Genomic DNA, 12,303 nt, shown 5'->3' with positions numbered 1-12,303 from the left:
CATGGGCTCATGGTCCGTCAGCCCGGCCGGTCCGACACTCGGCCGTCCCGATCCGGGACTCCGCGCGCGCCGCTCGCCCAGCGGGAGCCGAGCGAGCCGGGGCGTGTCCGGTCCGGACGGCTGTGGTCGGCGCTGAGCGGCCGCAGCGTGGCCGGACAGGTGTTCATGCTGCAAGTGGTGATCGTGCTGCTGCTGGTGGTGTCGGCCGTGCTGGCCCTGGTGCTCCAGGTACGGCACGACAGCACCACGGAGGCCCGCAACCGGTCCCTGGCGGTCGCCCAGACCTTCGCCGACGCCCCGGGCACGGCGGCGGCGCTGCGGCTGCCCGACCCGACGAAGGTGCTCCAGCCGCGGGCCGAGGCGGCCCGCAAGGCGACCGGCGTGGACTTCATCGTCGTCATGAACACCGAAGGGATCCGGTACACGCACCCCAAGCCGGACCGCATCGGCAAGAAGTTCGTGGGGACCATCGGGCCCGCGCTGGCCGGCGGCACCGTCACCGAGGAGGTGCACGGCACCATCGGGGAGCTGGTGCAGGCCGTGGTCCCGGTGCGGGACGCGAACGGCACGGTGGTGGGCCTGGTGTCGGCCGGCATCACCACCGCGCACGTGGGCGGCACCGCCCACCAGCAGCTGCCGCTGCTGCTGACCGCGGCCGCCGCGGCGCTGGCCCTGGCGACGGCGGGCACCGCCCTGGTCAGCCGGCGGCTGCTGCGCCAGACACACGGTCTCGGCCCGGACGAGATGACCCGGATGTACGAGCACCACGACGCGGTGCTGCACTCCGTGCGGGAGGGTGTGCTGATCGTCGGCGGCGACGGCCGGCTGATCCTCGCCAACGACGAGGCGCAGCGCCTGCTCGACCTGCCCGCGGACGCCGAGCACCGCCGGGTCCCGGACCTCGGACTGGACGCGGAGACGGCGACGCTGATCGCCTCGGGACGGGTCGCCACCGACGAGGTGCACCTGGTCAAGGACCGGCTGCTGGCCGTCAACCAGCGCCCCATCGAGGTACGCGGCGGCCCGCCCGGCAGCGTCATCACCCTGCGCGACTCCACCGAGCTGCGCGCCCTCTCCGGCCGCGCCGAGGTGGCCCGGGAGCGTCTGAACATGCTGTACGACGCCGGGGTGGGCATCGGCACCAGCCTGGACGTCACCCGCACCGCCGAGGAGCTGACGGAGCTGGCCGTGCCGCGGTTCGCGGACTTCGTCACCGTCGACCTGTACGACGCGGTCCTCAAGGGCGAGGAGCCCAAGCCCGGGGACGCGCTGCGCCGGGTGGCGTTCGCCGGTATCCGCAAGGACGCCCCGCTGTATCCGGTCGGCGAGCGGTTCCAGTTCGTGGCGTCCTCTCCGCAGGGCCGCAGTCTGGAGACCGGTGAGTCCGTCGTGGAGCCGCGGCTCGGCGAGTCGCCGGGCTGGCGGGCCCAGGACCTGGAGCTCACCCAGCAGATCCTGGACTTCGGCATCCACTCGCTGATCACGGTGCCGTTGCGGGCCGGGAACCTGGTGCTGGGCCTGGCCAACTTCTGCCGTTCGGAGAAGCTCGCGCCGTTCGACGCCGAGGAGCTGGCGCTCGCGGAGGAGCTGGTGGCGCGGGCCGCCGTCTCCATCGACAACGCGCGCCGCTACACACGCGAGCACAGCATGGCGGTGACCCTCCAGCGCAGCCTGCTGCCGCGCAGCCTGCCCGCGCAGAGCGCCCTGGACATCGCCTACCGCTATCTGCCGGCCCAGTCGGGCGTGGGCGGCGACTGGTTCGACGTGCTGCCGCTGTCCGGGGCCCGGGTGGCGCTGGTGGTCGGGGACGTGGTGGGGCACGGGCTGCACGCGGCGGCGACCATGGGGCGGCTGCGCACCGCCGTGCACAACTTCGCGGCGCTCGACCTGCAGCCCGACGAACTGCTGGGCCTGCTGGACGAGCTGGTGGTCCGTATCGACCAGGACGAGACCCCCGCGGACGCCATGGCCACGGTCACCGGGGCGACCTGCCTGTACGCGATCTACGACCCGGTGTCCCGGCGGTGCACGGTGGCCAGGGCCGGTCATCCGCCGCCGGCGCTGGCCGGGCCGGACGGCGGCGTGGAGTTCCCGGACGTGCCGGCGGGGCCGCCGCTGGGGGTGGGGGGACTGCCTTTTGAGACGGCCGATCTCGAGCTTGCCGAGGGCAGCAGTCTGGTCCTCTACACCGACGGGCTGGTCGAGGACCGGCAGCGGGACATCGACGAGGGCCTCGAACTGCTCGCCGGCGCCCTGGAGTCGGCGGTCGGGAGCACCCCCGACGACACCTGCGCGGCCGTGCTGGAGCGGCTGCCGGCCCGCCCCAGCGACGACGTGGCGCTGATCGTCGCCCGCACCCGGGCGCTCGGCGCGGACCGGGTCGCCGAGTGGCAGGTGCCGGCCGATCCCGCGGCCGTCTCCGAGGTGCGGGCCCGGGTGACCCGGCAGCTCGCCCGCTGGGACCTGGACGAGCTGTCGTTCACCACCGAGCTGATCCTCAGCGAGCTGGTCACCAACGCCATCCGGCACGGCCGGGCGCCCATCGGGGTACGGCTGCTGCACGACCGGACGCTGGTCTGCGAGGTCTCCGACGGCAGCACCACCTCGCCGCATCTGCGGTACGCGGCGAGCACCGACGAGGGCGGCCGGGGCCTGTTCCTGGTCGCGCAGCTGGCCGAGCGCTGGGGCACCCGCTACACGCCCGCCGGGAAGGTCATCTGGGCGGAGCAGCCGCTGCCCTGACCTCAGCCCAGCGCCCGGTCCAGGTTGAAGGCGGCGCTGATGAGGGAGAGATGGGTGAACGCCTGCGGGAAGTTGCCCTGCTGCTCGCCGGTGCGGCCGATTTCCTCGGCGTACAGGCCGAGGTGGTTGGCGTAGGTGAGCATCTTCTCGAAGGCGAGCCGGGCCTCGTCCACACGCCCGGCGCGCACCAGGGCCTCCACGTACCAGAAGGAGCAGATGGAGAAGGTGCCCTCGTCGCCGCGCAGGCCGTCGGGGCTGGCCTGCGGGTCGTAGCGGTAGACGAGGGAGTCGGAGACCAGGTCCTCGGTGAGGGCGTCCAGGGTGGACAGCCACTTGGGGTCGGTCGGGGCGATGAACTTGGCCAGGGGCATCATGAGCAGCGAGGCGTCCAGGACGTCGCCGCCCTCGTGCTGGACGAAGGCACCGCGCCGCTCGGACCAGCCGCGGTCCATGATCCACCGGTAGATGGTGTCGCGGCACTGGAGCCAGCGGGGCAGGTCGGCGGGCAGGCCGCGCCGGTTGGCGAGGCGGATCGCCCGCTCGATGGCGACCCAGCACATCAGCCGCGAGTAGAGGAAGTTCTTGCGGCCGCCGCGGGTCTCCCAGACGCCCTCGTCGGGCTGGTCCCAGTGGTCGCAGACCCAGCCGACGAGGCGGGTGACGTCGTCCCACTGGGCGCTGGAGATGGGCTCGGCCCACTTGTCGTAGAGGTAGATCGAGTCGATGAGGGCGCCGTAGATGTCGAGCTGGAGCTGGCCGGCCGCGCCGTTGCCGACCCGGACCGGGGCGGAGCCGCAGTGGCCCTCCAGGTGGGACAGCTCGCGTTCGGGCAGGTCGGTGCGGCCGTCGATGCCGTACATGATCTGCAACGGGCCGGAGGCGAAGCCGTCGCCGGGGCTGATGTAGGTGGTCACGAACTTCATGAAGGCCGCGGCCTCGCTGCTGAAGCCGAGCCGCAGCAGGGCGTAGACGGCGAAGGCGGCGTCGCGGATCCAGACGTAGCGGTAGTCCCAGTTGCGTTCGCCGCCGAACTGCTCGGGGAGGCTGGTGGTGGGCGCGGCGACGATGGCGCCGGTGGGGGCGTAGGTGAGCAGCTTCAGGGTGAGCGCCGAGCGGTGCACCATCTCGCGCCAGCGGCCCCGGTAGCGGGACTGGTGCAGCCAGCGCCGCCAGTAGCAGACCGTGGCCTCGAACTGCCGCTCGGCCTCGGCACGGGCGCAGCCCCGCGGGGCGATATCCTCGCCGGCCTGGTCGAGGGCGAAGACGGCGGACTCGCCCTCGGAGAGCTTGAAGTCGGCACAGGCGTCCGGGCCCTCGCTCTCCAGGGCCACCGTGGAGGTGAGCAGGAGGGACTTGACCGCGGACTCGAACAGGGCGGTGTCGCCGAGCAGGCGCAGGGTGTGCGGGTCGGCGCCGTAGTTGAAGCGGGGGGCCACCCGGACCCGGAAGGGGACGGTGCCGCGCACGCACAGCACCCGGCGGATCAGCCGGTGCCGCTCGCACTCGCCGGAGGCGCCCGTCACCGGCATGAAGTCCTGGACCTCGCCGACGCCCTCGTCGGTGTAGAACCGGGTGATCAGCACATTGGTGTCGGGGAAGTAGAACTGCTTGGTCCGGGCCGGTACGGCAGCGGCCAGTGCGAAGAAACCGCCGCGCTCGGCGTCCAGGACGGCGGCGAAGACGCTGGGGGCGTCGAAGGACGGGCTGCAGTACCAGTCGATCGTGCCGTTGCTGCCGACCAGGGCCACGCTGCGCAGATCGCCGATCAGCCCGTGTTCGGCGATCGGCAGGTAGCGGGGGCTCCCGGGCGCATTCTGGTAGAACGACTGTTCGGCCATCGTGACGGCCTCCCCGGAACGGATGTACGGTCACCATACAGCTTAAAAGGGACACGGCTGAAAAGGGGCGAATTGCTTCCCGGGATGCGGGGTGCGACCGGGCGGGCAATCGTGAGAGTGTGCACCCCGCTCCGCGAAGGAGGGACCATGTCGACCTCAGAACCCGAAGCATCCCGGGCGTCCCGGTCGTCCGAGGACCGCACCACCCCGGACTCCCTGCTGCACAGCGCCCCCGGCACCGGGGTGGCGCCCGAGGACCTGGTGATGGCGTCGGGCCGGGACGTCACCCCGGCCACGCTCGAATGGGCCAGGAAGAAGATGGAGCGCGAGGGGCCGAACTGCATCGAGCGGCTGCTGCCCTGACTCCGGCGGCGGGCCGCTGAGGCGCGCAAGCGCCCAGGTCCGTACCGGATTTCACGCGAAGGTTGCCCGTTCACCCTTTCGAAGCGGGGGCGGCTGCTGACAGACTTCGCAGGGTGCCCGACTTCGACATGCTCGTCATCGGTTCCGGACCCGGCGGCCAGAAGGCCGCCATCGCCGCGGCCAAGCTCGGCCGCCGGGTCGCCGTCGTCGACAGCCCCGACATGGTCGGCGGCGTGTCCATCCACACCGGGACCATCCCCTCCAAGACCCTGCGCGAGGCGGTCCTCTACCTGACCGGCCTGACCCAGCGCGACCTGTACGGCCAGAGCTACCGGCTGAAGGAGGACATCACCGTCGCCGACCTGACCGCGCGCACCCAGCACGTGGTCGGCCGCGAGGTGGACGTCATCCGCAACCAGCTCTCCCGCAACCATGTCACCCTCTGCTCCGGCACCGGCCGGTTCATCGACCCGCACACCGTCGCCCTGCGCGAACCCAACGGCAACGAACGGCTGTTGAGCGCGGAGCACATCGTGATCGCGACCGGCACCAGGCCGGCCCGCCCGGACAGCGTCGAGTTCGACGGCCGCACCATCATGGACTCGGACAACGTGCTGTCGGTGGAGCGGGTGCCGCGCTCCATGGTCATCGTCGGCGCCGGTGTCATCGGCATGGAGTACGCCAGCATGTTCGCCGCGCTCGGCAGCAAGGTGACCGTGGTGGAGAAGCGCGCAGCCATGCTCGACATGTGCGACATGGAGGTCGTGGAGTCGCTCAAGTACCACCTGAGGGACCTGGCCGTCACCTTCCGGTTCGGGGAGACCGTGGCCGCCGTCGAGCGGCATCCCCGGGGCACGCTGACCGTGCTGGAGAGCGGCAAGAAGATACCGGCGGACACGGTGATGTACTCGGCGGGCCGCCAGGGCCTGACCGACGGACTCGACCTCGACAAGGCAGGCCTGTCCGCGGACCGGCGGGGCCGGATCAAGGTGGACGAGCACTTCCGCACCGAGGTGCCGCACATCTACGCCGTGGGCGACGTGATCGGCTTCCCGGCGCTCGCCGCGACCTCGATGGAACAGGGCCGGGTCGCCGCGTACCACGCCTGCGGGGAACCGGTCGGACAGATGGACAACCTCCAGCCCATCGGCATCTACACCATTCCCGAGATCAGCTTCGTCGGCCGGACCGAGGACCAACTCACCGAGGAATGCGTGCCGTTCGAGGTCGGGGTGGCCCGCTACCGGGAGCTGGCCCGGGGCCAGATCATCGGCGACTCGCACGGCATGCTCAAGCTCCTGGTCTCCCCCGAGGACCGGCGGCTGCTCGGGGTGCACTGCTTCGGTACCGGAGCGACAGAACTGATCCATATCGGTCAGTCGGTGATGGGCTGCGGCGGCACGGTCGACTACTTGGTGGACGCGGTCTTCAACTACCCGACGCTGGCGGAGTCGTACAAGGTCGCAGCCCTGGACGCCACCAACAAACTGCGGCAGCTCGACCGGCTGGAGGACTGAGGGGCTACCGGAACCGCTGCTTCCGATGTGAGAGTTGATGGCCCCAAGTGGCATATGTGATTACCGGTCGGTCAGCTTGAAAGGTCAAAGAGGCCCGCTATAGTCACACCCACACACGCGGTGTGACCGTTCGCCGACTCTCGGCATGCGGCCTTCACCACCCCTTTCTTCTCTCTGACCGGCCCTTTGCCCGAGGCCATCCCTCTCCGGGTACGAGGCGGGTCGCGCACCCCCCACCCGTACCGCCGCGGGCCTGCACTCCCGTGCGCCCTGCACGACCGGAAAGCAGCACAACCATGAGCAACATCAGGGGCAGAGGGCTCCAGGCCAACGCCCTCGGCACGTTCGACACCGTGGTCATGGCCATCGCGGGCAGCGCACCCGCGTACTCGCTGGCCGCCACCACCGCGGTGCTGGTCGGGTCGGTGGGGCTGGCCAGTCCGGCGGCCCTGCTGTGGTGTGCGATACCGATGCTGGGCATCGCGCTCGCCTTCAGCTACCTGGGCCGGATCGACGTGAACGCCGGCGCGAGCTACTCCTGGGTGGGCCGCACCCTGCACCCGTTCCTCGGCTTCGTCAGCGGCTGGGCGCTGGTGGTGTCCGCGACCATCTTCATGGTGGCCGGCTCACTGCCCGCCGGGTCGATGACGCTGTCCCTGTTCGACTCGGGCCTCGCCGACAACGTGGGCCTCTCCACGGTGGTCGGCGCCGCCTGGTTCCTGGTCATGCTGGCGGTGGTGCTCGGCGGCGCCCGCCTCACCGTGCGCGCCCAGCTGCTGATGTCCGGCATCGAGCTGGCCATCCTGCTGCTGTTCGCGGTGCTGGCCCTCTTCCACACCGGCAACGCCCGCGCCTTCGACTGGTCCTGGCTCGGCTTCTCGCACTTCGACGGCGTCTCCGGCTTCGCCTCGGGCGCGCTGATCGCCGCGTTCTACTACTGGGGCTGGGACGTCACCAGCAACCTCAGCGAGGAGACCCGCAACTCCCGCCGGACGACCGGACTCGCCGGCCTGATCGGCGTCGGCATCGTCTTCGCCCTGTTCGAGGTGTTCACCATCGCCGTGAACGTCATCCTGTCCTCGGACCAGATCGCCGCGAACGACGCCAATGTGCTGGGCGTGCTGGGCGAGGCGATCTGGCCGGGCTGGGGCGGCAAGCTGCTCATCGTCGCCGTGATGCTGTCCACCATCGCGACTCTGGAGACGACGCTCATCCAGGTCACCCGCTCGCTGTTCGCGATGGGCCGCGACCGGACGATGCCGGCCGCGCTGGGCAGGGTGCACCGCACCTGGAACACCCCGCACGTGGCGATCGGCGTGGTCGGTGCGGTGGCGCTGACGCTGTTCATCGCCTCCAACGCGCTGGGCTCGGTGGGCGAGATCCTCTCCGACGCCATCTCGGCGATCGGCCTCCAGATCGCCGTCTACTACGGTCTGGCCGGCCTCGCGGTGGTCGTGGCCTACCGCAAGATCCTGTTCAAGTCGGCGGGCAACTTCCTGCTCGGCGGGCTGTGGCCGCTGGGCGGCGCGCTGTTCATGTTCTGGATCTTCGTCGAGTCGCTGGGCCAGCTGAGCACCGCGGCGATCGCGATCGGCATCGGCGGTCTGGCCGTCGGCCTGGTCCCGATGCTCTGGTACTGGAAGCAGGGCAGCGACTACTACCGGCCGGCCAGGCTGGACGCCACCCGCACGGTCGAGGCCGACTGGGTCCCCGACGACCACGTCAGCGCAGATGCCCGGGCTTACGAAGGCCTCCCCACCGATTTCTGAGGTAGGAGTCCGATGGCGCGCGACCGCTTCGCCCCCGACTTCGACCCGGACTGCGGGGACGAATCTCTCACCTCTGCCCGACAGGACATCGTCATCGGCCGCTGGCAGGGCCTGCGGGCCCTGCTGCGGGACACCGGTCCGGACTGGCTCGTCCGGGGCCACCGGGTACGGCTGCTGGCGCAGGCCTGCGCGGGCAGTTCGACGGTGGAGTCCTGGCTGGCCGCCGAGCCGCACGGCGCCGACGCGCTGGTGCTGCGGGCGGCGACCGAGACGGCCCGGGCGTTCACCCTGGCCATCTCGGCGGGCCGGGGCGCCCCGATGGACCGGGCCAGGATCGACACCGCCGTGCTGGCCTGCCTGGCCGCCGCCGAGGCGTACCCGCAGGACCCGACCCCCTGGGTCTCGCTGATCTCGGTGGCCCGGCTGTATCCGACCGGGGTGCGCCGGCAGGAACTCGCCCGCTGGTGGGACGAGTTGCACCGGCGCGACCCGTACAACGTGGAGGGCCACCTCCAGGTGCTCCACTACTACTCCGCGCGCTGGCACGGCACGCACGGCCTGATGTACGACTTCGCCCGGGACGCGGCCGGGGTCGCCCCGCCGGGCTGCGCACTGCCCGTCCTGGTGCAGTACGCCCGCGTCGAGGAGTTCCGGTACGCCCTGGACGCGGCGCAGGGACAGCAGAACTCCGTCGCGCTCAGCCAGCACTGGAAGCACGACGGCGCGGTCAGCGACGTCCGGCGCACCTGGGAGCGCTGGATCGCCCAGCGCGGCGAGGGCCCGGTCGCCCCGGGCGAGCTGCGTGACCTCAACTACCTGACGCACGCGGCCTGTCAGGCGGGCGTCACGGACATCGCCGCGGACCTGCTGCGGCTCCAGGGTCGGCGGGCGACCCGCACGCCGTGGTCGTACACCGGCGACGCGGAGAAGCAGATCCTCAAGTGGCGGGCGGATCTGAAGGTGCGCGGTTGATACGCCGTGTGCCGGCTGCGGCGCCGTCGTGGCTGGTCGCGCAGTTCCCCGCGCCCCTTTGGGGCGCTGCTCAGCCCTCGGTCTGTTCGGCGGGCTGGGCCAGGCCGGTGGTCCACTTCTCCTCGATACGGCCCGCCTTCCAGACCAGCAGGGCGATCGCCCAGGTGGCGAAGAAGAGGCCGACGATGACGAAGCCGACGGTGTTGAGATCGAGCCCGGCGACCCAGTCCCAGAAGAAGCCGTGCAGGTTCATCTTGTCGGCGAGCAGGCCGAGGAGTTCCACGCTGCCGATGATCAGGGCGACGGCGACGGACAGGCCGGTGATGGTGAGGTTGTAGTAGACCTTGCGGACCGGCTTGGAGAAGGCCCACTCGTAGGCGAAGTTCATGAACGAACCGTCGATGGTGTCCAGGAGCGACATCCCGGCCGCGAAGAGCACCGGCAGGGTGAGGATGGCGTACCAGGGCAGGCCGGAGGCGGCGCCGGAGCCGGCCAGGACCAGCAGGGCGATCTCGGTGGCGGTGTCGAAGCCGAGCCCGAACAGCAGGCCGAGCGGGTACATCTGCCAGGGCTTGCTGATCGAGCCGGTGACCCGGCCGAGGAAGCGGTTCATGAAGCCGCGGTTGTTCAGCTGGGTCTCCAGCGCGGCCTCGTCGTAGGCGCCGGAGCGCATCTGCCGGAAGACCTTCCAGATGCCGGCCAGGATGACGAGGTTGATGCCGGCGATGAGGTAGAGGAAGGTGCCGGAGACGGTCGTACCGATCAGGCCGGTGACCTCGTGGAGGTGCGAGCCGTCGTTCTGCACCGGTCCGGCCAGGGCCTTCATGCCGAACGAGAGCAGCAGCGAGAGGCCGAAGACGATGCTGGAGTGGCCGAGGGAGAACCAGAAGCCGACCGACAGCGGCCGCTGCCCCTCCCCCATCAGCTTGCGGGTGGTGTTGTCGATGGCCGCGATGTGGTCGGCGTCGAAGGCGTGCCGCATGCCCAGTGTGTACGCGGTGACGCCGATGCCTATGCCGAAGGACTCGGTGCCCACGCTGAAGTGCTGCGGGGCGATGATCCCGACCAGGGTGCCCCAGCCGATGACGTGCAGGGCCAGCACGAAGCCGGCCATCCCGCCGACCCTGATCCACTCTTGTCGTGTCATGGAGCTCCGGACACGGCGCCAGGCCGAGCGCTTGGTCTCGGCCTGGGCGGGGAGGGACGGAGCGGAACCAGGGGCGGCCGTCATCGGGGGGTGACATCCTTCGGTCGAACAATGGGCAGCTGCCAGTGGCAGTCTTGTGCCATCCTCCCGTACTTGCACATCGTTCGCAGCAACGCCCACGACAGGCCTTCACCAAGAGAACTTCATGAGAAGGTAAAGGCCGGTCCGGTGGTCAGGCCGTCAGCAGTCCGCTCCCCAGCCAGTCCTTGGTGTTCTTCACACCCGGCAGGGCGAAGAAGTAGCCGCCCCCGGTCGGGGAGATGTAGTCGACGAGCGGCTCGTCGATGAGCCGGGTCTGGGTGGCCTCGAACTGACGCCGGACGTCCTGCTGGTAGCAGCAGAAGACCAGGCCCATGTCGAGGTTGCCGACACCGTCGATCCCCCGGTCGTAGTTGTATCCGCGGCGCAGGATGCGGGAGCTGTCGGTCTGGGCGGTGCGCGGGTTGGCGAGCCGGATGTGGGCGTCCAGCGGGATGGCGTTGCCCTGCGGGTCCTTGGCGTACTGGGGGATGTCGGTCTCCTTGGCGCCGTCCAGCGGGGCGCCGGTGTCCTTGCGGCGGCCGAACATCAGCTCCTGCTCGCTGAGCGAGACCCGGTCCCAGAACTCCACGAGCATCCGGATGATCCTGACGACCTGGTAGCTGCCGCCCGCCGTCCAGGCCGGTTCGCCCTGCCCCTCGCCGACCCAGATCAGCCGGTCGGTGTCCCGGGCGGAGTTGACGTCCGGGTTGGCGATGCCGTCCTTGAAGCCCAGCAGATTGCGCTGGGCGCCGGTGGGGCGCGGGGCGTTCTGGAAGCCGTCGATCCGCCACTTGATCTGCATGGCACCGCGGGTGTGCTTGGCGATGTCCCGCAGCGCGTGCAGGACGGTGTCGGTGCTGTTGGCGCAGATCTGCAGCGAGAGGTCGCCGTGGCACTCGGCGGCCTTCAGGTTGTCGTTGGGGAAGGTCCGCATCGGCGTCAGCCGGGCCGGCTTCGCCTTCGCCAGGCCGTAGCGGTCGTCGAACAGCGAGGCGCCGACGCCGACGGTGACGGTCAGCGCGTCGGAGGGGACCTCGGGGCCGAGGATGCCGTTGTCGGCGGGCGGCGCGCCGACACCGAGGTCGTCGGGGGTGCCGCCCGAGGTGAGGAAGCGGGCCCGCTCGGTGATCGTCTTCAGCAGGTCGGTGAGTTCCTGCCGGCTGCCGGCGATGACGTCGAGGGAGACGAAGGTGGCGGCGGCCGGGGCCGGGGTGAGGATGCCGGCCTGGTGGATGCCGTGGAAGGGGACCTCGGTCGTACCGGTCGCGTCGGCGGCCTGGGCCTCGGCGGTGCCGCCTGCCTGGCTCAGCGCGAAGCCGCCGCCGGCCAGGACCGCGCCCGCGGCCCCGGCGCCCAGCGCCGTCCGCACGAAGGAGCGGCGGCCGGTGCCCATCGGGCAGGACGGGGTGTCGGCAGCGGACATCGGAGGGTTCCCTTCGTCGTACGGGTGCGGGTGCTCTGCGGGGTTCATCAGGCGGACTTCCTGATCTCCAGGAGGTCCGGCACCGGGGAGAGGTCCTCCAGGAGCTGTCCGGTGGCGCCGGCGATCCGCTGCCGGGTGACGGTGTCGAGCTGCTCGACCGGGGTCCAGCTCGCGCCGCGGTGCTCGGCGTCCAGGAGCTGCTGGAGGCGGGCGATGTCCGCGTCGACGGTCGGCAGCAGCTTCGGCGCCCGGGTGGTCAGCAGCGGGCGCAGCACGGTCAGCAGTTCACGGGTGCCGGCCAGGTTGGCGTTCGCGGTGGCGAGGTTGGTGCCGCTGCCCTCGTCGGTGTCGGCGGTCAGCTCGAACTGGAGGGTGTTCTCCAGGATCTCGTGGGCGCGCAGCGGCAGGTCGCCCGGGTCGAAGTCCTGGGCCGGGAAGGCCTTCTGGAGCC

General features: G+C 70.9%; 8 protein-coding genes and 1 pseudogene. 5 read left to right on the top strand and 4 right to left on the bottom strand.

Annotation, left to right across the window (positions count from 1 at the left end; all coding sequences use genetic code 11):
* Nucleotides 1-9: 9 nt before the first annotated feature.
* Entirely contained in the window at nucleotides 10-2,742 is a 2,733-nt protein-coding gene (locus ACWGKQ_RS03865) for a SpoIIE family protein phosphatase (protein WP_453290251.1), read from the top strand.
* A gap of 2 nt (nucleotides 2,743-2,744) precedes the next feature.
* Here the strand turns inward: ACWGKQ_RS03865 and ACWGKQ_RS03860 are convergent, their stop codons facing one another.
* Complete coding sequence (locus ACWGKQ_RS03860) at nucleotides 2,745-4,580, bottom strand: glycoside hydrolase family 15 protein (RefSeq protein ID WP_453290250.1); 1,836 nt, start codon at nucleotides 4,578-4,580, stop codon at nucleotides 2,745-2,747.
* Between the two features lie 147 nt (nucleotides 4,581-4,727).
* Here ACWGKQ_RS03860 and ACWGKQ_RS03855 point away from each other — a divergent pair, with 147 nt between their 5' ends.
* From ACWGKQ_RS03855 to ACWGKQ_RS03840, 4 genes are all read left to right on the top strand, one after another.
* Nucleotides 4,728-4,943 (top strand): hypothetical protein, encoded by a 216-nt coding sequence (locus ACWGKQ_RS03855; protein WP_453290249.1) that lies wholly within the window; start codon nucleotides 4,728-4,730, stop codon nucleotides 4,941-4,943.
* A gap of 113 nt (nucleotides 4,944-5,056) precedes the next feature.
* On the top strand, nucleotides 5,057-6,460 hold the full coding sequence (gene sthA / locus ACWGKQ_RS03850; RefSeq protein WP_453290248.1) for a Si-specific NAD(P)(+) transhydrogenase: 1,404 nt from the start codon (nucleotides 5,057-5,059) through the stop codon (nucleotides 6,458-6,460).
* Nucleotides 6,461-6,756: 296 nt separating this feature from the next.
* Nucleotides 6,757-8,229: an APC family permease gene (locus ACWGKQ_RS03845; protein ID WP_453290247.1), complete on the top strand. Its 1,473-nt coding sequence runs from the start codon at nucleotides 6,757-6,759 to the stop codon at nucleotides 8,227-8,229.
* Between the two features lie 12 nt (nucleotides 8,230-8,241).
* On the top strand, nucleotides 8,242-9,201 hold the full coding sequence (locus ACWGKQ_RS03840) for a hypothetical protein (protein WP_453290246.1): 960 nt from the start codon (nucleotides 8,242-8,244) through the stop codon (nucleotides 9,199-9,201).
* 70 nt (nucleotides 9,202-9,271) lie between these two features.
* Here ACWGKQ_RS03840 and ACWGKQ_RS03835 read toward each other — a convergent pair whose 3' ends face one another.
* The 3 genes and pseudogenes from ACWGKQ_RS03835 to ACWGKQ_RS03825 all read right to left on the bottom strand — a co-directional run.
* Nucleotides 9,272-10,432 (bottom strand): HoxN/HupN/NixA family nickel/cobalt transporter, encoded by a 1,161-nt coding sequence (locus tag ACWGKQ_RS03835; RefSeq protein WP_453290245.1) that lies wholly within the window; start codon nucleotides 10,430-10,432, stop codon nucleotides 9,272-9,274.
* Nucleotides 10,433-10,580: 148 nt separating this feature from the next.
* Entirely contained in the window at nucleotides 10,581-11,852 is a 1,272-nt protein-coding gene (gene efeB, locus ACWGKQ_RS03830) for an iron uptake transporter deferrochelatase/peroxidase subunit (RefSeq protein ID WP_453290244.1), read from the bottom strand.
* 47 nt (nucleotides 11,853-11,899) lie between these two features.
* Nucleotides 11,900-12,303 (bottom strand): annotated as a pseudogene (locus ACWGKQ_RS03825) (iron uptake transporter permease EfeU); the annotation flags it as partial.

It is taken from the genome of Streptomyces sp. NPDC054770 (assembly GCF_053611985.1).
This window is presented reverse-complemented; position numbering and strand designations above follow the sequence as displayed.

Coding starts and splice junctions, on each gene's coding strand:
- ACWGKQ_RS03860 (WP_453290250.1), bottom strand. CDS start 4,580: ATGGCCGAACAGTCGTTCTACCAGAATGCGCCCGGGAGCCCCCGCTAC.
- efeB (WP_453290244.1), bottom strand. CDS start 11,852: ATGTCCGCTGCCGACACCCCGTCCTGCCCGATGGGCACCGGCCGCCGC.
- ACWGKQ_RS03855 (WP_453290249.1), top strand. CDS start 4,728: ATGTCGACCTCAGAACCCGAAGCATCCCGGGCGTCCCGGTCGTCCGAG.
- ACWGKQ_RS03835 (WP_453290245.1), bottom strand. CDS start 10,432: ATGACGGCCGCCCCTGGTTCCGCTCCGTCCCTCCCCGCCCAGGCCGAG.
- ACWGKQ_RS03840 (WP_453290246.1), top strand. CDS start 8,242: ATGGCGCGCGACCGCTTCGCCCCCGACTTCGACCCGGACTGCGGGGAC.
- ACWGKQ_RS03845 (WP_453290247.1), top strand. CDS start 6,757: ATGAGCAACATCAGGGGCAGAGGGCTCCAGGCCAACGCCCTCGGCACG.
- ACWGKQ_RS03865 (WP_453290251.1), top strand. CDS start 10: ATGGTCCGTCAGCCCGGCCGGTCCGACACTCGGCCGTCCCGATCCGGG.